The following is a 19,937-nucleotide window of genomic DNA, read 5'->3' on the forward strand; positions in this document are numbered from 1 at the left end:
GATGGTTAAAGTGTATGCCCCGGCCTCCATTGGCAACGTCAGCGTGGGGTTTGACGTATTAGGCGCTGCGGTGTCGCCGGTGAATGGCGAGCTGCTGGGCGACTGCGTGACGGTCGAGGCGGCGGCGGAATTTTCGCTGACCAATACCGGGCGCTTCGTCAGCAAGCTGCCTGCCGAGCCGCGTGAAAATATCGTCTGGCAGTGCTGGGAGCGTTTCTGTCAGGAGATCGGGAAAACCGTGCCGGTCGCCATGACGCTTGAGAAGAACATGCCGATCGGCTCCGGGCTGGGCTCCAGCGCCTGCTCTGTGGTGGCGGGCCTGATGGCGATGAATGAATTTTGCGGCAAACCGCTCAGCGATGACCGCCTGTTAACCTTAATGGGCGAGCTGGAAGGGCGCATCTCCGGCAGCGTGCATTACGATAACGTCGCCCCCTGTTTTCTGGGCGGCCTGCAATTGATGCTGGAAGAAAACCACATCATCAGCCAGCCGGTGCCGTGTTTTGACGAGTGGCTGTGGGTGATGGCGTATCCGGGGATCAAAGTTTCCACCGCCGAGGCGCGGGCCATTTTACCGGCGCAATATCGCCGCCAGGACTGCATCAGCCACGGGCGTTATCTGGCGGGCTTTATTCACGCCTGCCATACGCGCCAGCCGCAGCTTGCCGCTAAACTGATGCGTGATGTCATCGCCGAGCCGTACCGGACTACATTGCTGCCGGGCTTCAGCGAGGCACGCCAGGCGGCGACGGAGATCGGGGCGCTGGCCTGCGGTATTTCTGGCTCCGGCCCGACGCTGTTCGCGGTCTGTGATAAAACCGACACCGCGCAGCGGGTGGCGGAGTGGCTGAAGCAGCACTATCTGCAAAATCAGGAAGGCTTTGTACATATTTGCCGTCTCGACACGGCTGGCGCACGAGTACTGGGATAACGCATGAAACTCTACAATCTGAAAGATCATAATGAGCAGGTCAGCTTTGCGCAGGCCGTCACGCAGGGACTGGGTAAACAGCAGGGGCTCTTTTTCCCGCACGATTTGCCAGAATTCAGCCTGACCGAAATCGACGAGATGCTGGAGATGGATTTCGTCTCGCGCAGCAGCAAAATTCTTTCGGCCTATATTGGCGATGAGATCCCGGCGGACATTCTGCGCCAGCGCGTGGCGAACGCCTTTACGTTCCCGGCTCCGGTAAGCCAGGTGGCGGACGATATCGGCTGTCTGGAGCTGTTCCACGGCCCGACGCTGGCCTTTAAAGATTTCGGCGGCCGCTTTATGGCGCAGATGCTGACGCAAATCAGCGGCGATAAGCCGGTCACCATTCTGACCGCAACGTCCGGCGACACCGGCGCTGCCGTGGCCCATGCCTTTTACGGGCTGAAAAATGTACAGGTTGTCATTCTCTATCCGCGCGGCAAAATCAGCCCGCTGCAGGAGAAACTGTTCTGTACGCTCGGCGGCAACATTGAAACCGTCGCCATCGACGGCGATTTCGACGCCTGCCAGGCGCTGGTGAAACAGGCGTTCGACGACGAAGAACTGAAAGCGACGCTCGGCCTTAACTCCGCCAACTCCATCAACATCAGCCGCCTGCTGGCGCAGATTTGCTACTACTTTGAAGCGGTCGCCCAGCTGCCGCAGGAGGCCCGCAACCAGCTGGTGGTCTCGGTGCCGAGCGGCAACTTCGGCGACTTGACGGCCGGGCTGCTGGCGAAATCCGCGGGGCTGCCGGTGAAGCGCTTTATCGCCGCCACCAACGCCAACGACACAGTGCCGCGTTTCCTGCAACACGGCGAGTGGCTGCCGAACGCGACGGTGGCGACGCTCTCCAACGCGATGGATGTGTCACAGCCGAACAACTGGCCGCGCGTGGAAGAGCTGTTCCGCCGCAAAATCTGGCGTCTGAACGAACTGGGCGTGGCGACCATCGATGATGAGACCACGAAGGCGACCATGCGCGAACTGCGCGAGCTGGGCTATCTCTCCGAACCGCACGCGGCGGTTGCCTACCGCGCGCTGCGCGATCAGCTACGCCCTGGCGAATACGGGCTGTTCCTCGGCACCGCGCACCCGGCGAAATTTAAAGAGAGCGTCGAAGCCGTACTGGGCGAAACGCTGGAACTGCCACCGGAGCTGGCCGAGCGCGTAGACCTGCCGCTGCTGTCGCATTCACTGCCTGCGGATTTCGCCGCGCTGCGTGAACTGATGATGAACAAAGCGCCGTAACAGGCAAAGGCGCAATGAAAACAAAACCGCCTGCGTTGCAGGCGGTTTTTTTATTGCTCGTGACGCTTAAAGACCAGTTCGCCGCCGCCTGAGGCGGCTTCATCGAAGAAATATCCCTCGCTGTCAAACGCCGTCAGTTGTTCCGGCTTTGTCAGACGATGTTCAATGATGTAGCGGCTCATCAGGCCGCGCGCCTTTTTGGCGTAGAAGCTGATGATTTTGAATTTGCCGTTCTTCTCATCAAGGAACACCGGTTTGATGATTTCCGCATTCAGCTTTGCAGGCTTCACCGCTTTGTAATATTCATCCGACGCCAGGTTCACCACCACGTTATCGCCCTGAGCGGCAATCGCCTCGTTGAGCTTTTGCGTGATCGTATCGCCCCAGAAGGTGTAGAGATCTTTGCCTTTCGGGTTCGCCAGACGCGTGCCCATTTCCAGACGGTACGGCTGCATGAGGTCGAGCGGGCGCAGCACGCCGTACAACCCGGAGAGCATACGCAGGTGCTGCTGGGCGAAGTCGAAATCCGCCTCGCTGAAGGTTTGCGCGTCGAGGCCGGTGTAGACATCGCCTTTAAACGCCAGGATCGCCTGACGGGCGTTGTCCGGCGTGAAATCGGGCTGCCAGTCGTTGAAACGGGTAGCGTTAAGCGAGGCCAGCTTGCTGCTGATGCTCATCAGGTCGGCTATCTCGGCGTCGGTCAGGCGACGGGCGATGTCGATAAGCGCCTGCGCGTGGTCGAGCAGTTCAGGCTGTGTGTAGCGCGTCGTGGCAAGCGGACTCTGGTAATCCAGCGTCTTGGCGGGGGAAATAAGAATCAGCATGGCGTTTCCTTTCTTCGTTTTCCCGAGACTCTACCAAAGAACGCCGTAAAGTGAACCAATGGCTGCGATTGAACGCGCTTACTCCAGCGGCGCGCTGCGCCAGATATCCGGCTCCACCTGACGGGCGATGTCCGGGTAACGGTCGGAATTGAAAACGGGCTTCAGCCCCAGCCTGCGCTGGCGCAGGTAGTCGTCGGCGATGCATTTCACTACCGGCGAGAGCAGCAGGATCGCGGTGAGATTCATCACGGCCATCAATGCCATCGCCACTTCGGCAACCTGGCGCAGCAGCGGCAAATTAAAGAACGGCCCGGCGAACACCATCGCGATGACCGCAAGGCGCAGCAGCCAGCGGTACGGGGGCGTGTACCTGCGCAGAAACACCAGATTGTTTTCGGCATACGCGTAATTGGCGACGATAGAGATAAACGCGAACAGGACAATCACGCCCGCGACCAGATCTTTCGCCCACGGCCCCGCAAGCTGACCGAGCGATTCACGCGCGAGCGTGAGCCCGTCGATTGCGACGTGCCGGGACTCCGGCACACCGGCCAGCAGCACAATAAACGCGGTGGAGGAACAGATAACCAGGGTGTCGATAAAGACGCCGATCATCTGCACAATACCCTGCGCGGCAGGGTGGGGCGGCCAGGAGGTCGCAGCGGCGGCGGCGTTAGGCGTGGCGCCCATGCCCGCCTCGTTAGAAAACATCCCGCGCTGAAAGCCGCTGGTCAACGCCTGGCTGATGCTCCAGGCGACCGCGCCGGAGGCGACTTCATGCCAGCCAAAGGCGCTGCGCACAATCATCAGCAAAATGCCGGGCAGGGCGGAGAAATGCAGGGCCATCATCACCAGCGCGGTCAGCACCCAGATCCCTGCGATTAACGGCACCACGCGGCTCATCAGCCGCGCCACACCTTTAAAACCGAGCAGCAGCATCGGCAGCAGGCACAGCGCCAGCAGCGCGCTGCTGACATAGAGGGGGAGCGTTAACGCTCTGCCGAGCGCTTGCGAGAGCGCGCCCGCCTGCGCGGCGTTAAAGAGAAGTCCGAAAGTGAAGATTAAAAACAGCGAAAACAGCACGCCCATCCAGCGCATGCCGAGCCCGCGCTCCATATACCAGGCCGGGCCGCCGCGAAAGTTGCCTTCGCGGTCGCGCCCTTTGTAGAGCTGGCCCAGCGCGTTTTCGGCAAAAGATGTCGCCATGCCGATAAGCCCGGCGACCCACATCCAGAACACCGCGCCCGGCCCGCCGCTGATAATCGCGAACGCGACGCCGGCGATATTTCCGCTGCCGACCCGCGCGGCAACGCTGGTGCAGAGCGCTTCAAACGCCGTCAGCCCGCTGCCGGAGGGGCGCAGGCTGCGGCTCAGCGCGCGCGGAAAAAAGCGCAGGTAGCGGAACGGGATAAACCGGGTGCGCCAGCAAAACCACAGACCCGCGCCAGCCAGCAGATATAGCATGGCTGAACCCCAAAGTATTTCGCTGATAAATAAAAGAAAATCTGACATGCCTGTTCCCCGCGGCACGGCCCCGCCTGATGCCGGCGACGAGGGCCGCCGACACGCCTTCCCTGCAAGCGCAGAGCCTGAAATAAAAGCAGTTTATCACATGGCTACGACGCGATTGCCCCGGTTGCGCTCGAAAAGTCTCGTGTTATCATCACCGCAGACCGGTTACATCTCCCTGACACGAAGTTCAAAAGAGAAACACTATCATGACGGACAAATTGACCTCCCTTCGTCAGTTCACAACCGTGGTTGCTGACACTGGAGACATCGCGGCAATGAAGCTGTACCAGCCGCAGGATGCCACGACTAACCCTTCTCTGATCCTTAACGCCGCGCAGATCCCTGAATACCGCAAGCTGATTGACGACGCGGTGACCTGGGCGAAAAGCCAGAGCAGCGACCGCGCTCAGCAGGTGGTGGATGCCACCGACAAACTGGCGGTGAACATCGGTCTGGAAATCCTGAAGCTTATCCCTGGCCGTATCTCTACCGAAGTTGACGCGCGTCTTTCCTATGACACCGAAGGCAGCATCGCGAAAGCCAAGCGCCTGATTAAGCTCTATAACGACGCTGGCATCAGCAACGATCGCATTCTGATCAAACTCGCTTCCACCTGGCAGGGCATCCGCGCCGCCGAGCAGCTTGAGAAAGAAGGCATCAACTGTAACCTGACGCTGCTGTTCTCCTTCGCGCAGGCGCGTGCGTGCGCTGAAGCGGGCGTTTACCTGATCTCTCCGTTCGTGGGCCGTATCCTCGACTGGTACAAAGCTAACACCGACAAGAAAGAGTACGCGCCGCAGGAAGATCCGGGCGTGGTTTCGGTTACGGAAATCTACGAGTACTACAAACAGCACGGCTATGAAACCGTGGTCATGGGCGCGAGCTTCCGTAACGTCGGCGAAATCCTTGAGCTGGCGGGCTGCGACCGTCTGACTATCGCCCCTGCGCTGCTGAAAGAGCTGGCAGAAAGCGAAGGCACCGTTGAGCGTAAACTGGCGTTCACCGGCGAAGTGAAAGCGCGTCCGGAGCGTCTGACCGAATCTCAGTTCTTCTGGGAGCACAACCAGGATCCGATGGCCGTGGACAAACTGGCGGACGGTATCCGCAAGTTCGCCATCGACCAGGAAAAACTGGAAAAAATGGTCGAAGACCTGCTGTAATCCCTCCGTGGCCGGCCTCGCCGGCCACGTTTCTTGCACTCCCTCCCTGTCTGCAATCCGCTCTGGCGTGTATCATTTCGCAAAACCGCACTCATTTTCGGAAATGATATGGATACGTTACGCATAGGCTTAGTTTCAGTTTCTGACCGCGCTTCCAGCGGTGTTTATCAGGATAAAGGCATTCCGGCGCTCGAAGCATGGCTCACGCAGGCGCTGACGACCCCGTTCGTACTGGAGACCCGCCTGGTGCCTGACGAACAGCCGCTTATCGAACAGACGCTCTGCGAACTGGTGGATGAAATGGGCTGTCATCTGGTGCTCACCACTGGCGGTACCGGCCCGGCGCGGCGCGACGTGACGCCTGACGCCACGCTTGCCGTCGCCGATCGTGAAATGCCGGGCTTTGGCGAACAGATGCGCCAGATAAGCCTTAATTTCGTCCCGACGGCGATCCTATCGCGTCAGGTGGGCGTAATACGCAAACAGGCGCTGATCCTCAACCTGCCGGGCCAGCCCAAATCCATTAAGGAGACGCTCGAAGGGCTCAGAGACGAGCACGGCCAGGTAAAAGTGTCAGGAATATTTGCCAGCGTACCGTACTGCATTCAGTTGCTGGATGGTCCTTACGTTGAAACTAACGCCAGTGTCGTAGCGGCTTTTCGCCCCAAAAGCGCAATTCTTGAAGTAAAAAGCTGATTATTTGCTGTTGCTGGCATAAACATTGTTTGAGGGTGGCGTGACGGTGATTTAACGATATAGTAACTTTAAGTTTACGTTTTCACGATAAGCTAATTCACGCCCACCTCTTTACAAACGGTTCGTTATGGAACAGCAAACACGCCCACTTAATCGTCAGGACTACAAAACCCTGACGCTGGCGGCCCTCGGTGGCGCGCTGGAATTCTACGACTTCATTATTTTTGTCTTCTTCGCGGCGGTCGTCGGGGAACTTTTCTTCCCGCCGGATATTCCGGAGTGGCTGCGTCAGGTGCAGACCTTCGGCATTTTCGCGGCGGGTTATCTGGCGCGACCGCTGGGCGGCATCATCATGGCGCATTTCGGCGATCTGGTCGGGCGCAAAAAAATGTTCACCCTGAGCATTTTGCTGATGGCGGTGCCGACGCTGCTGATTGGCCTGCTGCCGGACTACGCGGCGATGGGCATCGCAGCGCCCGTGTCGCTGCTGCTGATGCGTATTCTGCAGGGCGCGGCTATCGGCGGCGAAGTCCCCGGCGCGTGGGTGTTCGTCGCAGAACATGTGCCGGAAAAGCGCATCGGCATCGCCTGCGGCACGCTGACCGCCGGGTTGACGGTGGGCATTCTGCTGGGATCGGTGGTGGCGACTCTCATCAACACTAGCATGACGCCGCAGGCCATCCATGACGGCGGCTGGCGTATTCCGTTCCTGCTCGGCGGCGCGTTTGGTCTGGTGGCGATGTATCTGCGCCGCTGGCTTCAGGAGACGCCGATTTTCCTTGAGATGCAGCAGCGCAAGGCGCTGGCCCGGGAGCTGCCGGTGAAAGCCGTGGTGGTGAAGCATCGTCAGGGCGTGATTATCTCGATGCTGCTGACGTGGCTGCTGTCGGCCGGGATCGTGGTGGTGATTTTGATGTCGCCGGTCTGGCTACAGAAACAGTACGGCTTCGCGCCTGCGGTTACGCTCAAGGCTAACAGTATCGCTACGATCATGCTCTGCGTCGGGTGTCTGCTGGCGGGCCTGGCAGCCGATCGCTTCGGCGCCAGCCGGACCTTTATTGTCGGTAGCGTGCTGCTTGCGGCCTCCAGCTGGGCGTTTTATCACCTTTCCGGCGCGCATCCTGAACAGCTCTTTTTGCTGTATGGCGTGGTGGGGTTATGCGTCGGCGTGGTGGGGGCGGTGCCTTTCGTGATGGTACGCGCGTTTCCGGCGGCGGTGCGCTTTACCGGCATTTCGTTCTCTTACAACGTGGCGTACGCCATCTTTGGCGGCCTGACGCCCATTGCGGTCACTATGCTGATGGGCGTCTCGCCGATGGCGCCCGCCTGGTATGTGCTGGCGCTCTCGCTGATGGGATTAGGGCTCGGCGTCTGGCTGGGCCGAAAGCGTCAGGCTGACGCCGCGCACGCCGTGGCGGAGCCTGCGCAGCTCTAATCTACGAGGCGCGCTGCTCCAGCAGACGACACGTGGCGAACGCGCCGGCGACGCACAGCACGACCGGCACGATAAAACGATGATCCATGCGGGTGAATTCGAGCATCAGCATCGCTGCCGTGAAAGGCATCATCATAGACGCGGATAAAAACCCGGCGGCGCCGGTCAGGGCGAAGCCTGCCATGTCGCTGCCGGGGAAGTAACGCCCCGCCAGCAAAAAGATAACCGAGCCCAGCAGCGCGCCGATGGTGAGCCCTGGCGTCAGCAGGCCGCCCTCCGCGCCGCCGCGCAACACCGCCCCGATAACCACGACTTTCAGGCACAGCAGCGTAAACGCGAGCGTGAGCGTTACGTCGCCGCTAAGAGTAAGCTGCGTCGGGCCTTTGCCGTTGCCAGGCAACTGAGGAAACCAGACGGCCAGCGTGCCGAGCAGCAGAAAGGCAAGCAGGCTTAATACCGGCATCTGCCAGTCAGCGCGCACGTTTGCACGGGCGCGCTGCGTGAAGCGGCGAAACAGATACGCGGCCGCGCCGAACAGCGGGCCGGAGAGCGCACCCCAGATAACCAGCGACAGCACCGCCGCTTCGGTGCCAAAACGGTACTGATGTTCGTCGCCGAGACCGAGCGTGGCAATCCAGGCCGCCAGCGCGGAGGTAACGAGCGCGGCCAGCGCCGCCTCGCGGCTGAAGCTCACCAGCAACACCTCCAGCGTGAAAATAGCGCCTGCGAGCGGCACGTTATAGACCGCCGCCAGCCCGGCCCCGGAGCCGCAGGCGATCATCAGGCGGATCTCATCCTGAGTTAAACGCATACGACGGGCGATACCGCCCGCCAGTAGCGCGCCCGCCTCGCGCGGCGCTACTTCGCGCCCGAGCGGCGAGCCCATCGCGACCGTCACGATTTGCAAAAGAATATGAACCAGCGTGGTTTTGGGTGGCATCGGGTTATCAGGGCGTGCGACCGCCGCGCTGATGCTGACGCGTTTTTTACCGTAGCGGCCAAGCAACCACCAGCCGCCGCCCGCAACGAGGCCCGCCGCTATCAACACCAGAAAACGCCGCGCCGCGCCCGCGTCGCTCACGCCCTCTAAAAAAGAGCGCGCGCCGAGGAGTTGATGCTGGCTGTAGCCATACGCGAGGTGCTGGATTTCATGCAGCAGCATGGCAAGGAGCATCCCCGCGAGGCCCGCGAGAAGGCCGGTCAGCAGTAGCGCGGCCCAGCGATGCCACAGGGATGAAGGGGAAGAAGGGGTGTTCATAAATACGTGCCGAATAAAGAGGATAGGGTAAGCGTGGCACAGTCAGGATGAACGGCGCGTCAATCAGCGCATCAGGAAAGTGTCGTGCCCGCAGGCACGACGTAACGCGAAACTCAGTGTTTCTCGCCAATCGGCAGTACGGTACGGCCGTACTGTTCGTTCAGCACTTCACCCATCGCGAGGTAAATCGCGCTGGCGCCGCACACGAGGCCAATCCAGCCTGCGATATGCACGATGCTTTCGTTATCCGTCAGATGGCCGACCGCCAGCAGGGCGAACAGCACCGTCAGGCTCAGGAACACAAATTGCAGCATGCGCGCGGCGCAGAGCGTACCGAAGAACATAAACAGCGTGAATACGCCCCAGATGCCTAAGTAAACGCCCAGGAAATGGCCGTTGGCGGCGTCTGCAAGGCCCATTTTCGGCAGCAGCAGGATAGCGACCAGCGTCAGCCAGAACGAACCATACGAAGTAAACGCGGTTAAACCGAAGGTATTGCCTTTTTTATACTCCAGCAGACCGGCAAAAATTTGCGCGATACCGCCGTAGAAGATCCCCATCGCCAGAATAATGCCGTCCAGCGGGAACATGCCGATGTTGTGCAGATTGAGCAGAATGGTAGTCATACCAAAGCCCATTAACCCCAGGGGGGCTGGATTAGCCAACTTAATGTTGCCCATAAACCCTCAAAATAATAGGAAAAATTTGCAAAAAGTAACGCCCCGGACGTTATCTTTCGTTACGGGGCGCGGCATCATAATCAGGCGGTTTCGCGCCGTCTATGATCTGAGAAGGGAGAAAATAAAAAAATTTTGCGCTTTGCCCCTTGATGGCGGGCTGAGCGACCCCATCTTGTAGTCAACCGCAATGGATGAGCCTGAAAAAAAAGGGCGGTGGACGGTTGAATCCCCACCGTTAGCCCGCATAACAGGTTCATACCACATGATGACGATTTTTTAGTGGAGACGTTTAGATGGGTAAAATTATTGGTATTGACCTGGGTACAACCAACTCTTGTGTAGCGATTATGGATGGCACTCAGGCTCGCGTGCTGGAAAATGCGGAAGGCGACCGCACCACGCCTTCTATCATTGCATACACTCAGGATGGTGAAACTCTGGTAGGTCAGCCGGCTAAACGTCAGGCAGTGACTAACCCGCAGAACACCCTGTTCGCGATCAAACGCCTGATTGGCCGCCGCTTCCAGGACGAAGAAGTTCAGCGCGACGTGTCTATCATGCCGTACAAAATCATTGCCGCGGATAACGGCGATGCGTGGCTCGACGTGAAAGGCCAGAAAATGGCGCCGCCGCAGATCTCTGCCGAAGTGCTGAAAAAAATGAAGAAAACCGCCGAGGATTACCTGGGCGAGCCGGTGACTGAAGCGGTTATTACCGTTCCGGCTTACTTCAACGACGCGCAGCGTCAGGCTACCAAAGACGCCGGCCGCATCGCGGGTCTGGAAGTCAAACGTATTATCAACGAACCGACTGCCGCAGCGCTGGCTTACGGCCTGGATAAAGAAACTGGCAACCGTACCATCGCGGTTTATGACCTGGGTGGCGGTACGTTCGATATCTCCATCATCGAAATCGATGAAGTTGACGGTGAAAAAACCTTCGAAGTGCTGGCGACCAACGGTGATACCCACCTCGGTGGTGAAGACTTCGACAGCCGCCTGATCAACTATCTGGTAGAAGAGTTCAAGAAAGATCAGGGCATCGACCTGCGCAACGACCCGCTGGCGATGCAGCGCCTGAAAGAAGCGGCAGAAAAAGCGAAAATCGAGCTTTCTTCCGCTCAGCAGACCGACGTGAACCTGCCGTACATCACCGCAGACGCGACCGGTCCGAAACACATGAACATCAAAGTGACTCGCGCGAAACTGGAAAGCCTGGTCGAAGACCTGGTGAACCGTTCTATCGAGCCGCTGAAAGTCGCGCTGCAGGACGCTGGCCTGTCTGTGTCGGACATCAACGACGTTATCCTGGTCGGCGGTCAGACCCGTATGCCGATGGTTCAGAAGAAAGTCGCTGAGTTCTTCGGTAAAGAGCCGCGTAAAGACGTTAACCCGGACGAAGCTGTCGCTATCGGCGCAGCGGTGCAGGGCGGCGTACTGACCGGTGACGTGAAAGACGTGCTGCTGCTGGACGTGACCCCGCTGTCGCTGGGTATCGAAACCATGGGTGGCGTGATGACCCCGCTCATCACCAAAAACACCACCATCCCGACCAAGCACAGCCAGGTGTTCTCGACGGCTGAAGACAACCAGTCCGCCGTGACCATTCACGTGCTGCAGGGTGAGCGTAAACGCGCTGCCGATAACAAATCTCTGGGTCAGTTTAACCTGGATGGTATCAACCCGGCGCCGCGCGGCATGCCGCAGATCGAAGTGACCTTCGACATCGACGCCGACGGTATTCTGCACGTGTCCGCGAAAGACAAAAACAGCGGCAAAGAGCAGAAAATCACCATCAAGGCTTCTTCTGGTCTGAACGAAGACGAGATCCAGAAAATGGTGCGCGAAGCGGAAGCGAACGCAGAAGCTGACCGTAAGTTCGAAGAGCTGGTACAGACCCGCAACCAGGCCGATCACCTGGTGCACAGCACCCGTAAACAAGTGGAAGAAGCAGGCGATAAACTGCCGGCGGATGACAAAACCGCTATCGAATCCGCGCTGACCGCGCTGGAAGCGTCCCTGAAAGGCGAAGACAAAGCGGATATCGAAGCGAAAATGCAGGCGCTGGCGCAGGTTTCCCAGAAGCTGATGGAAATTGCTCAGCAGCAGCATGCTCAGCAGCAGACGGGCTCCGCTGACGCTTCTGCGAACAATGCGAAAGATGACGACGTCGTTGACGCTGAGTTCGAAGAAGTTAAAGACAAAAAATAATCGCCCTGATGCAGGGTAGATAACACTGGCACGGGCGTAGGAGTTTCTCCACGCCCGTGCATGCATGTCAGGGGCAGATAAAAAATGGCGAAAAGAGACTATTACGAAATTTTAGGCGTCCCGAAAACGGCGGACGAGCGTGAAATAAAAAAGGCGTATAAACGCCTGGCCATGAAATATCACCCGGACCGTAACCAGGGTGATAAAGAGGCCGAAGGTAAATTTAAAGAGATTAAAGAAGCCTACGAAATCCTCACCGATGCGCAAAAACGCGCCGCTTATGACCAGTATGGTCACGCGGCCTTTGAACAGGGCGGCATGGGCGGCGGTGGTTTCGGCGGCGGCTTTGGCAACGGCGCGGACTTCAGCGATATTTTCGGCGACGTCTTCGGCGATATCTTCGGCGGCGGACGTGGTCGTCGCGCCTCGCGCGGCGCGGATTTACGCTACAACATGGAGCTGACGCTGGAAGAAGCGGTGCGCGGCGTCACCAAAGAGATTCGCATCCCGACGCTTGAAGAGTGCGAGGTATGCCACGGCAATGGTGCCAAACCTGGCAGCCAGCCGCAGACCTGTCCGACCTGTCATGGCGCGGGTCAGGTGCAGATGCGTCAGGGCTTTTTCGCCGTACAGCAGACCTGTCCGCACTGTCAGGGCCGCGGTACGCTGATTAAAGATCCGTGCAACAACTGCCACGGTCATGGCCGCATCGAGAAAACCAAAACGCTGTCGGTGAAAATCCCGGCGGGCGTGGATACCGGCGATCGTATTCGTCTGGCAGGTGAAGGCGAAGCTGGCGAGCACGGCGCGCCAGCAGGCGATCTGTACGTTCAGGTGCAGGTGAAACAGCACCCGATCTTCGAACGTGAAGGCAATAACTTGTATTGCGAAGTACCGATTAACTTCGCGATGGCCGCGCTGGGCGGCGAGATTGAAGTGCCGACGCTGGATGGCCGCGTGATGCTGAAAGTGCCGAGCGAAACCCAGACCGGCAAGCTGTTCCGCATGCGCGGAAAAGGCGTGAAATCGGTGCGTGGCGGCGCCCAGGGCGATCTGCTGTGCCGCGTGGTCGTCGAGACGCCAGTCGGGCTTAACGATCGTCAGAAAGCGCTGCTGCAGGAACTGCAGGAGAGTTTCGGCGGGCCGACCGGCGAAAAGAACAGCCCGCGCTCTAAAAGCTTCTTCGATGGCGTGAAAAAGTTTTTTGATGACTTAACGCGCTAATCGTTCTGCTTTTACGAGCCGTGATATTAGCCTGAAATGGTTTTCGCCATTTCAGGCTTTTTTATAAGACTTTACTTGCTATGCAGAAAATAGCGATTTGCGGTCTTTATTGGTCTCGTTATAGTTTCCGCCTTGCTACCCTCCGCCCTGCATCGTTAAAATTTGATAAAAATCGACATCATGGTGAGGTAAATTGATTTTGCCAGAGACTGCTGAACCTCCTATTTTGTTACTTTCCCGCACGGCAGGGTACTCTGACGCATGAAGAAGAAAAACGGTGCCAGTGAGTTTGATTATAACCTCATCAAAGTTTTTGACGCCGTCATCACCGCAGGCAATGCGGCACGCGCTTCCCGGCAGCTTCAGGTCACTCCCGCCGCTATCACTCTTGCTATTCAGCGTCTGCAGCAAACCTATAACGAAGAGCTTTTTATTCGAACCCGCGAAGGTCTGACCCCGACGCCGCGCGCGCAGGAAATTCATCGCGCTTACAGCAAAGCGATGGATATTATCAATGCGACGTTTGACCGCGCCGCGTCAACGCCCTCCCGGTACGAGATGAAGATTACTGGCGATGATGTCAGCGAACAGTACTACTTCTCTCAGCTCTTTGATATGGAACTGTTTGAGCATTTTCGCCTCCATTACTTCTCCTCCACTGGCAAAGCCTTCTCTCGCCAAAGCAACGACTTATATACAGGGAAAAGCGATTTACTGGTCTCGACGCATTATTTTAGCGAACCGGATATCGAACAAACGATTATTGATCAGTACCGGCAGTATACGGTTATCTGTAATGCCCGTAACCCGCTTTGCGAATTACCTCAGCTATCCCTTGCTAATCTTTACAGCTCAAGACACGCAATTTATCAGCCTTATAAAGTTAAACCAGTATTAAAAAAAGAGAACAAAAATAATGATGTTTTCTCATTTTTCAACACCTCATTCTCTGCTGGATACTATACAGATTCAATAAATGGTTTATTAAGCGTTATTGAAAACTCATCGCTTATCGCAATTTTGCCTTTAAAAATCGCCCGTTTTTTTCAGGCGCAAGCGAAATACCGTATTGCGCTTATTACACTGCCTGATGAAATGGACATTGAAATAATTAAAGTTTATGCCGGATGGCACCGTCATAACCCCCAGCGTGACCAGATACGCGATGTTATCGCGATGCTGCAAACCCTCATTAACTATCGTAAATAGCGTGTGCCGCTTCTGTAAATCATCGCTTTCTGTTTTTATGAGTAAAAAACAATCAGGCCGAAAAACGACAGGCGCCCTGGTGAGTGAGAACAAATGATTACCTTGCTACTGGTTAGATTGCTAACTTTATTGCATCGCCAGACGGCGTATTCATTTAACGTTTACTGACTACGAGGTTTATCATGTCTATTGCAGCGCATATTGCCACACCTAAACTGGTTCTGGTTGAACTGGAGATTTTATTAACCATTATCGCTATCGGCGGCTGGGGCGGCTTTGTCAGCTATCTGATGAAGCGTGAAAGGAACGAGACGCACAGAGATATTATGGATTGCCTGGCGCAGATCGCTATCTCGTGTTTTACCGCCTTTCTGCTGAGCGTGGCCGCGATTGACCGCAACATGAGTTTTAATATGGTGCTGATGGTGGCAGGGCTGGGCGGTGTATTCGCAACACCGATACTGCGGATATTAAGCGACAAAGTAAAAAACTTTTTGAGCGGCGCGAGCCTGATTAAATAATCCAACAAAAGCCCGCAATAAACGCGGGCTTTTTCTGTTCCTTTCTTAAGGCATGGTAACCCTTTCGCGTAGCCAGCCGTAAATAAACGCCTCGTTAGCTTCCCGCTTTTCCGTGATATCAAGATAGTAGTCGCCTTGCGTGCAGTTCAACGCCTTCACCAGCACGGTTTCTCCTTCTTTACCGCGTTCATCAAGGTAGCGCTTCAGCGCATCCAGCGTGTTTTTGCCGATGGCGCCATCAACGACCAGATCCGCATACAGCTTCTGCTGACGATTGAAAACATTCAGCCAGCGCTGGAGCCAGCGCGCGGGGATCGCCGGACCAATATTGGTGCCCGCGTCGCAAAGCTCAAACGCCACGGGGAGCGAATACTGAGCGACGCGGTTAAAACCCGGCGCTATCCAGTAGTCTTTCTCCAGAATGTTATACGCCTCCTCGCGGGTGAGATCGCGCATGTCGCCTTGATAACCGTGCGCTCTGGCGGTTTTCTCGGTAATGCCCCACTTTGTGGGGCCGCCAGAATCGGCAGGATGATTCACATAATTTCCTTCTATGTCCAGGATGCCGTCAATGACAGGATTCATAAGGGTTCCTCGCAGCAGAAGTTCAGGAGTTGCTCACATCCATAAAAGTAACAAGCGCCAACACGCAGATGATAAAGACGGCGAACAGCGCCACCATCCACCCTGCTCGCTTAGGTTTTTTGTGGTTTTCGACGGTCAGCAGATCGACAGGGATGTCATCGTTCACTTTGATGCCAAGCTTAGGCACGGTGACAAACAAATCATTGATGCCAAGCGTGCGTAAATCCCGACGCAGCAGGTAAAGCACCTGTGTCAGGTTGGCATCGCTGATGTACTGGCCACGGCTACCCCAGAGCACCGTGGCGATTTGCTGCTTTTCGATTATGCCGTTTTTAGCATTTTCAATAATGAAACTCAGGCAACGCGCCCGCATGGTTGTCATTTTGATAACACATGCATTATCCGTGTTTTTTAATTCGTTATTCGCTTCTGTAAAAATACAATTGCGATTAATAACATAGCTTTTCATATATCACCTGCAGACAGATATAAATATATGGTGGGGAATTTCCTTTAGCGCTTTAGAGAGTAAAGATCAGCTTGCTTATTTTCCATAGCCCCCACTAAAAAAGTTGTTTTTATTTAACGAAACGGCAGTTCAGATCACGATTCGGCACTGTTATTAAATCCATTTTAAGTGCAAGTTAAAGGATGCTTAATTTTCAATACATAATATATTTTGAATTATATACTTGATATTTAACGATAAATTCAAGAAAATTTATGCTAATTTTACTCTTTTGTAATATTTGTCATGAATAATTTTGTTTTTTATTGTCGTTTTATTAGTTGTGATTGGCAGGTTCATTTTTATCCGCTCATGATAGTTAGCGCAGAAAGTACTGCACTCACTTTTCACGAAGGAAAATAAACATGGCTACAAGTAAATTAATTCAGGGCGACAGCCTGACAGAAACCAGCAACGCCGCCGATGGATTTAATCCTGCCAGCGAGGCTGAAAAATACAGTTATACGGCAGCCCGGGTGGCGAAGCCGGTATATAACAAATATAAGGCTGCTAATAAACCTAAGGTGTTTGGTTATTACACCGACTGGTCGCAATATGATGGCCGACTGCAGGGTGATGACACGCCGTCTAATCGTGGCCGCGGCTACGATCTCGCGAAAGTATCTCCCACCGCCTATGACAAGATAATTTTTGGCTTCCTCGGGATCGTTGGCGACAAAGGCGAAAAGCAATACACCATTGAAAATGCCGCGCGTCAGACGAACAAAAACACCAACGAACCGACCTTCCTCGACCCGTGGGGCGATTTTCAGTCTTACGAGAACTGCGGTCATACCACCAGCGGCTGGGATATCGATCCGGCAACCGTCACGCAGGCGACCACGAAAGGTCTGCTGGGCGGTCTGCGCGATCTCCAGCAAAAAGCGAAGCAGCAGGGGCATACTCTGGCGCTCTCTATGAGTATCGGCGGCTGGACCATGAGTAACGGTTTCCACGAGATGTCGAAAACCGACTCCTCGCGCAAAACGTTCGCCGCAGGCGTGGTCAAACTGTTTAAACAGTTCCCGATGTTCAGCGAAGTAGATATCGACTGGGAATACCCGAACGCCGACGGTAACGGCAACCCGCACGGCCCGGAAGATGGCGCTAACTATGCATTGCTTATCGCCGAGCTGAAAAAACAGCTCAGCGCGGCAGGGCGCAGCGATGTGAAAATCTCGATTGCCAGCTCGGCCGTGGTTTCCACGCTCGAATACTCCAACGTTAAAGCGCTGCTGGATGCCGGTCTGTACGCCATTAACGTGATGACCTATGACTTCTTCGGTACGCCGTGGGCGGACACCCTGACGCATCACACCAATCTGACCCCGCTGACCGCGGGCGGCTGGAGCATCGAAGCCGTGGTGGATTATCTGATTGCCGAAGGTTTCCCTTCCGATCGTATTAATATTGGTTACGCCGGTTATACCCGTAACGCGCGCAACGCGGTGATTGAGAGCTTCTCGCCGCTGAAAGGCGCGTACACGCCGGGCAACGGCACCACCACCGGGACGTTCGAATCCGGCAGCACCGAATGGTACGACACCATCTACAACTACCTCGATCTGGAAAACCAGAAAGGGCGTAACGGCTTTAATGTTTACACCGATAAAGTCGCCAACGCGGATTACCTCTATAACCCGCAAAGCAAGCTGTTTATGTCGCTCGATACGCCGCGCTCGGTCAAAGCCAAAGGCCAGTATGCCGCGTCGCGTAATCTTGGCGGGCTGTTTACCTGGACTATCGACCAGGATAACGGCGTGCTGGTGAATGCCGCGCGTGAAGGGCTGGGGTATGAAATTGAAACCCAGACGGTGGATATGAAGCCGTTCTATTTTGAAGGCATCAACGTTTCTGAACCGGATAGCGGCAGCAGCGACAACGAGCCTGCGCCTGCGGTAAACCATGCGCCTGTGGCGGCAATCCAGCTGCGTGTGGTCGGCGGGTCACGTATTCAGCTCTCCGGCGAGGCATCCCGCGATGAAGATAATGATGCGCTGAGCTTTAGCTGGGGCGTGCCGTCTACCATCAGCGTGGCGGATAAGGGCGCCGCCGTGATTGAATTCGACGTGCCGGTTGTCACGCAGAGCACCGATTACCAGTTCACGCTCTTTGTGCGCGACAGCAAAAACGAGCCCTCTTCACAGCAGCGTTTTGTGGTGACCGCCGTGCCGGGCAATGCGTCTTCGACCGGCGACGACACGCCCGCGCCGACCCCGACGCCTGAGCCGCAACCGACCCCCACACCGACCCCGACGCCGGATGACAGCGGATCGGGCAACGCGCCGTATCCGCTCTGGAATGCCAGCACCATTTATGGCGCGAAGTGGGGCACCTTCGAGAAGGTGAGCTGGAAAGGCCATAACTATCAGGTCAACTGGTACTCGCAGGGCGACCAGCCGGATCTGAACAGCGCGCCGTATCAGGTCTGGACCGATCTGGGCGCCTACTGATCATCACGTCATATTCCCTCTTTTCCGCTCAGCCCGCGTTTGAGCGGACTTCAGGCTCCGGGTAAGGATTACCGGAGCCTTTTTTACGCGCGTCTCACCCTGCCTATGAATAACTCGTTTTTGCCGATCTATTAGCGCAGAATAAACTGCTTTTTCGAACAGTAAAGGCCGCTATCCTTATACCTGACACTTTTTAATGACTATTCAACCTGCGCTTCTGGATGAACCATCATGATAAAAACGGTACAAGGATTCTTTAAAAGCGAGGCTGCGGGCGGCATCGTTCTGATTGCGGCCGCCGCGCTGGCCATGCTGTTGGCGAACATGAGTGCGACACATGATCTGTACGAAGGCTTTCTCAGCACGCCGGTAGAGCTACAGGTTGGCGCGCTGGAAATTAAAAAGAACATGCTGCTGTGGGTGAACGACGCCCTGATGGCCGTGTTCTTTTTGCTGGTCGGGCTGGAGGTTAAGCGCGAACTGGTCCAGGGCTCGCTCGCGAGCCTGCGACAAGCCTCGCTGCCGGTCATTGCCGCGCTGGGCGGCATGGTCGTTCCGGCCGCGCTCTATCTGGCGTTTAACTTCCAGGATCCGGTAACCCGCGTGGGCTGGGCCATCCCGGCGGCGACTGACATCGCGTTCGCGCTGGGGATCCTGGCGCTGCTCGGCAGTCGCGTGCCGCCTGCGCTGAAAATCTTTTTGATGGCGCTGGCCATCATTGATGATCTCGGCGCGATTGTGATTATTGCGCTCTTTTACACCAGTTCGCTGTCAATGGTATCGCTGCTGGTGGCGGCAGGAGCGATTGCCGTGCTGGCGCTGCTCAATATCTGCAATGTGCGCCGCGTCGGCGTCTATATTCTGGTGGGCGTCGTGCTCTGGACGGCGGTACTGAAATCCGGCGTGCACGCCACGCTCGCCGGCGTAATCATCGGCTTTTTTGTGCCGCTTAAGGCTGATAAGGGCCATTCACCCGCAGGTACGCTTGAGCACGCGCTGCATCCGTGGGTAGCCTTTATGATCCTGCCGCTTTTTGCGTTCGCCAATGCCGGCGTTTCGCTTGAGGGCGTCACGCTGGCGGGCCTCGCTTCGCTGCTGCCGCTGGGGATTATCGCCGGGCTGTTCATCGGCAAGCCGCTTGGCATCAGCCTTTTTTGCGCGCTGGCGGTGAAGCTTAAGTGGGCCACGCTGCCGCCGGGCGTCAGCCAGAAGACGATTCTGGCGGTCGGCGTGCTGTGCGGCATCGGATTTACCATGTCCATTTTTATCGCCTCGCTGGCGTTTGGCGATGTCGATGCCGCGCTGGTGACCTGGGCGAAGTTGGGTATTCTGGTCGGTTCATTGATGGCTGCGGTCACAGGCTATCTGATGCTGCGCAGCCATTTGTCGGGAACGCGTTAGCACCCGCTTTATTATGCGGCCTTCCGGAGTGAAGGCC

Annotated in this window: 17 protein-coding genes; 11 read left to right on the plus strand and 6 right to left on the minus strand. The window is 56.5% G+C overall.

Going from position 1 to position 19,937, the window contains the following annotated elements:
* Position 1 precedes the first annotated feature (1 nt).
* The gene (gene thrB, locus AFK67_RS03275) at positions 2 to 931 is read left to right on the plus strand and encodes a homoserine kinase (RefSeq protein WP_007730134.1); all 930 of its coding nucleotides are present in this window, start codon (positions 2 to 4) and stop codon (positions 929 to 931) included.
* A 3-nt stretch (positions 932 to 934) separates the two neighbouring features.
* A complete protein-coding gene (thrC, locus tag AFK67_RS03280; RefSeq protein ID WP_007730135.1) occupies positions 935 to 2,224 on the plus strand; it encodes a threonine synthase in 1,290 nt (429 codons plus the stop codon).
* Between the two features lie 50 nt (positions 2,225 to 2,274).
* On the opposite strand, the gene yaaA is transcribed toward thrC, so the two are convergent.
* Positions 2,275 to 3,048 carry a peroxide stress protein YaaA gene (gene yaaA, locus AFK67_RS03285; RefSeq protein WP_007730136.1) on the minus strand — a complete coding sequence of 258 codons (774 nt, stop codon included), beginning with the start codon at positions 3,046 to 3,048 and terminating at the stop codon, positions 2,275 to 2,277.
* Between the two features lie 78 nt (positions 3,049 to 3,126).
* Positions 3,127 to 4,560 carry an alanine/glycine:cation symporter family protein gene (locus AFK67_RS03290; protein ID WP_007730137.1) on the minus strand — a complete coding sequence of 478 codons (1,434 nt, stop codon included), beginning with the start codon at positions 4,558 to 4,560 and terminating at the stop codon, positions 3,127 to 3,129.
* 206 nt (positions 4,561 to 4,766) lie between these two features.
* Here AFK67_RS03290 and tal point away from each other — a divergent pair, with 206 nt between their 5' ends.
* The 3 genes from tal to AFK67_RS03305 all read left to right on the plus strand — a co-directional run bounded on the left by tal (position 4,767) and on the right by AFK67_RS03305 (position 7,851).
* Positions 4,767 to 5,720: a transaldolase gene (gene tal, locus AFK67_RS03295; protein ID WP_032967578.1), complete on the plus strand. Its 954-nt coding sequence runs from the start codon at positions 4,767 to 4,769 to the stop codon at positions 5,718 to 5,720.
* Positions 5,721 to 5,828: 108 nt separating this feature from the next.
* The gene (gene mog, locus AFK67_RS03300) at positions 5,829 to 6,416 is read left to right on the plus strand and encodes a molybdopterin adenylyltransferase (protein ID WP_007730139.1); all 588 of its coding nucleotides are present in this window, start codon (positions 5,829 to 5,831) and stop codon (positions 6,414 to 6,416) included.
* A gap of 127 nt (positions 6,417 to 6,543) precedes the next feature.
* Positions 6,544 to 7,851, plus strand: coding sequence for an MFS transporter (locus tag AFK67_RS03305; protein WP_007730141.1), 1,308 nt, complete (start codon positions 6,544 to 6,546; stop codon positions 7,849 to 7,851).
* 1 nt (position 7,852) lies between these two features.
* Here the strand turns inward: AFK67_RS03305 and AFK67_RS03310 are convergent, their stop codons facing one another.
* On the minus strand, positions 7,853 to 9,109 hold the full coding sequence (locus AFK67_RS03310; RefSeq protein ID WP_007730142.1) for a chloride channel protein: 1,257 nt from the start codon (positions 9,107 to 9,109) through the stop codon (positions 7,853 to 7,855).
* Positions 9,110 to 9,222: 113 nt separating this feature from the next.
* The gene (gene satP, locus AFK67_RS03315) at positions 9,223 to 9,789 is read right to left on the minus strand and encodes an acetate uptake transporter (protein WP_032967579.1); all 567 of its coding nucleotides are present in this window, start codon (positions 9,787 to 9,789) and stop codon (positions 9,223 to 9,225) included.
* A gap of 293 nt (positions 9,790 to 10,082) precedes the next feature.
* Between satP and dnaK the strand changes: the two genes are divergently transcribed.
* From dnaK to AFK67_RS03335, 4 genes are all read left to right on the plus strand, one after another.
* Positions 10,083 to 11,999: a molecular chaperone DnaK gene (dnaK, locus tag AFK67_RS03320; protein WP_038874760.1), complete on the plus strand. Its 1,917-nt coding sequence runs from the start codon at positions 10,083 to 10,085 to the stop codon at positions 11,997 to 11,999.
* A gap of 84 nt (positions 12,000 to 12,083) precedes the next feature.
* On the plus strand, positions 12,084 to 13,223 hold the full coding sequence (dnaJ, locus tag AFK67_RS03325) for a molecular chaperone DnaJ (RefSeq protein ID WP_007730146.1): 1,140 nt from the start codon (positions 12,084 to 12,086) through the stop codon (positions 13,221 to 13,223).
* Between the two features lie 261 nt (positions 13,224 to 13,484).
* Positions 13,485 to 14,432, plus strand: coding sequence for a LysR family transcriptional regulator (locus AFK67_RS03330; RefSeq protein WP_007730147.1), 948 nt, complete (start codon positions 13,485 to 13,487; stop codon positions 14,430 to 14,432).
* A 182-nt stretch (positions 14,433 to 14,614) separates the two neighbouring features.
* The gene (locus AFK67_RS03335) at positions 14,615 to 14,953 is read left to right on the plus strand and encodes a phage holin family protein (RefSeq protein WP_007747111.1); all 339 of its coding nucleotides are present in this window, start codon (positions 14,615 to 14,617) and stop codon (positions 14,951 to 14,953) included.
* Positions 14,954 to 14,998: 45 nt separating this feature from the next.
* Here the strand turns inward: AFK67_RS03335 and AFK67_RS03340 are convergent, their stop codons facing one another.
* Together AFK67_RS03340 and AFK67_RS03345 are read right to left on the minus strand one after the other, a co-directional pair.
* Positions 14,999 to 15,538, minus strand: coding sequence for a glycoside hydrolase family 108 protein (locus AFK67_RS03340; RefSeq protein ID WP_007727371.1), 540 nt, complete (start codon positions 15,536 to 15,538; stop codon positions 14,999 to 15,001).
* A 22-nt stretch (positions 15,539 to 15,560) separates the two neighbouring features.
* Complete coding sequence (locus tag AFK67_RS03345; protein ID WP_007727368.1) at positions 15,561 to 16,007, minus strand: winged helix-turn-helix domain-containing protein; 447 nt, start codon at positions 16,005 to 16,007, stop codon at positions 15,561 to 15,563.
* Between the two features lie 404 nt (positions 16,008 to 16,411).
* On the opposite strand from AFK67_RS03345, the gene AFK67_RS03350 reads away from it, so the two are divergent.
* Together AFK67_RS03350 and nhaA are read left to right on the plus strand one after the other, a co-directional pair.
* Positions 16,412 to 18,499, plus strand: coding sequence for a glycoside hydrolase family 18 protein (locus tag AFK67_RS03350; RefSeq protein ID WP_007734115.1), 2,088 nt, complete (start codon positions 16,412 to 16,414; stop codon positions 18,497 to 18,499).
* Between the two features lie 231 nt (positions 18,500 to 18,730).
* The gene (gene nhaA / locus AFK67_RS03355) at positions 18,731 to 19,900 is read left to right on the plus strand and encodes a Na+/H+ antiporter NhaA (RefSeq protein ID WP_007734112.1); all 1,170 of its coding nucleotides are present in this window, start codon (positions 18,731 to 18,733) and stop codon (positions 19,898 to 19,900) included.
* The last annotated feature ends 37 nt before the right edge of the window (positions 19,901 to 19,937 follow it).

The sequence above is a fragment of the Cronobacter dublinensis subsp. dublinensis LMG 23823 genome (genome assembly GCF_001277235.1).
GTDB classification, from domain to species: domain Bacteria; phylum Pseudomonadota; class Gammaproteobacteria; order Enterobacterales; family Enterobacteriaceae; genus Cronobacter; species Cronobacter dublinensis.

What these genes read in the sequence shown, in the direction of transcription:
- thrB (WP_007730134.1), top strand. Translation starts at nt 2, where the DNA reads ATGGTTAAAGTGTATGCCCCGGCCTCCATTGGCAACGTCAGCGTGGGG.
- yaaA (WP_007730136.1), bottom strand. Translation starts at nt 3,048, where the DNA reads ATGCTGATTCTTATTTCCCCCGCCAAGACGCTGGATTACCAGAGTCCG.
- AFK67_RS03290 (WP_007730137.1), bottom strand. Translation starts at nt 4,560, where the DNA reads ATGTCAGATTTTCTTTTATTTATCAGCGAAATACTTTGGGGTTCAGCC.
- satP (WP_032967579.1), bottom strand. Translation starts at nt 9,789, where the DNA reads ATGGGCAACATTAAGTTGGCTAATCCAGCCCCCCTGGGGTTAATGGGC.
- AFK67_RS03340 (WP_007727371.1), bottom strand. Translation starts at nt 15,538, where the DNA reads ATGAATCCTGTCATTGACGGCATCCTGGACATAGAAGGAAATTATGTG.
- dnaJ (WP_007730146.1), top strand. Translation starts at nt 12,084, where the DNA reads ATGGCGAAAAGAGACTATTACGAAATTTTAGGCGTCCCGAAAACGGCG.
- thrC (WP_007730135.1), top strand. Translation starts at nt 935, where the DNA reads ATGAAACTCTACAATCTGAAAGATCATAATGAGCAGGTCAGCTTTGCG.
- AFK67_RS03335 (WP_007747111.1), top strand. Translation starts at nt 14,615, where the DNA reads ATGTCTATTGCAGCGCATATTGCCACACCTAAACTGGTTCTGGTTGAA.
- nhaA (WP_007734112.1), top strand. Translation starts at nt 18,731, where the DNA reads ATGATAAAAACGGTACAAGGATTCTTTAAAAGCGAGGCTGCGGGCGGC.
- mog (WP_007730139.1), top strand. Translation starts at nt 5,829, where the DNA reads ATGGATACGTTACGCATAGGCTTAGTTTCAGTTTCTGACCGCGCTTCC.
- AFK67_RS03330 (WP_007730147.1), top strand. Translation starts at nt 13,485, where the DNA reads ATGAAGAAGAAAAACGGTGCCAGTGAGTTTGATTATAACCTCATCAAA.
- dnaK (WP_038874760.1), top strand. Translation starts at nt 10,083, where the DNA reads ATGGGTAAAATTATTGGTATTGACCTGGGTACAACCAACTCTTGTGTA.
- tal (WP_032967578.1), top strand. Translation starts at nt 4,767, where the DNA reads ATGACGGACAAATTGACCTCCCTTCGTCAGTTCACAACCGTGGTTGCT.
- AFK67_RS03345 (WP_007727368.1), bottom strand. Translation starts at nt 16,007, where the DNA reads ATGAAAAGCTATGTTATTAATCGCAATTGTATTTTTACAGAAGCGAAT.
- AFK67_RS03305 (WP_007730141.1), top strand. Translation starts at nt 6,544, where the DNA reads ATGGAACAGCAAACACGCCCACTTAATCGTCAGGACTACAAAACCCTG.
- AFK67_RS03310 (WP_007730142.1), bottom strand. Translation starts at nt 9,109, where the DNA reads ATGAACACCCCTTCTTCCCCTTCATCCCTGTGGCATCGCTGGGCCGCG.
- AFK67_RS03350 (WP_007734115.1), top strand. Translation starts at nt 16,412, where the DNA reads ATGGCTACAAGTAAATTAATTCAGGGCGACAGCCTGACAGAAACCAGC.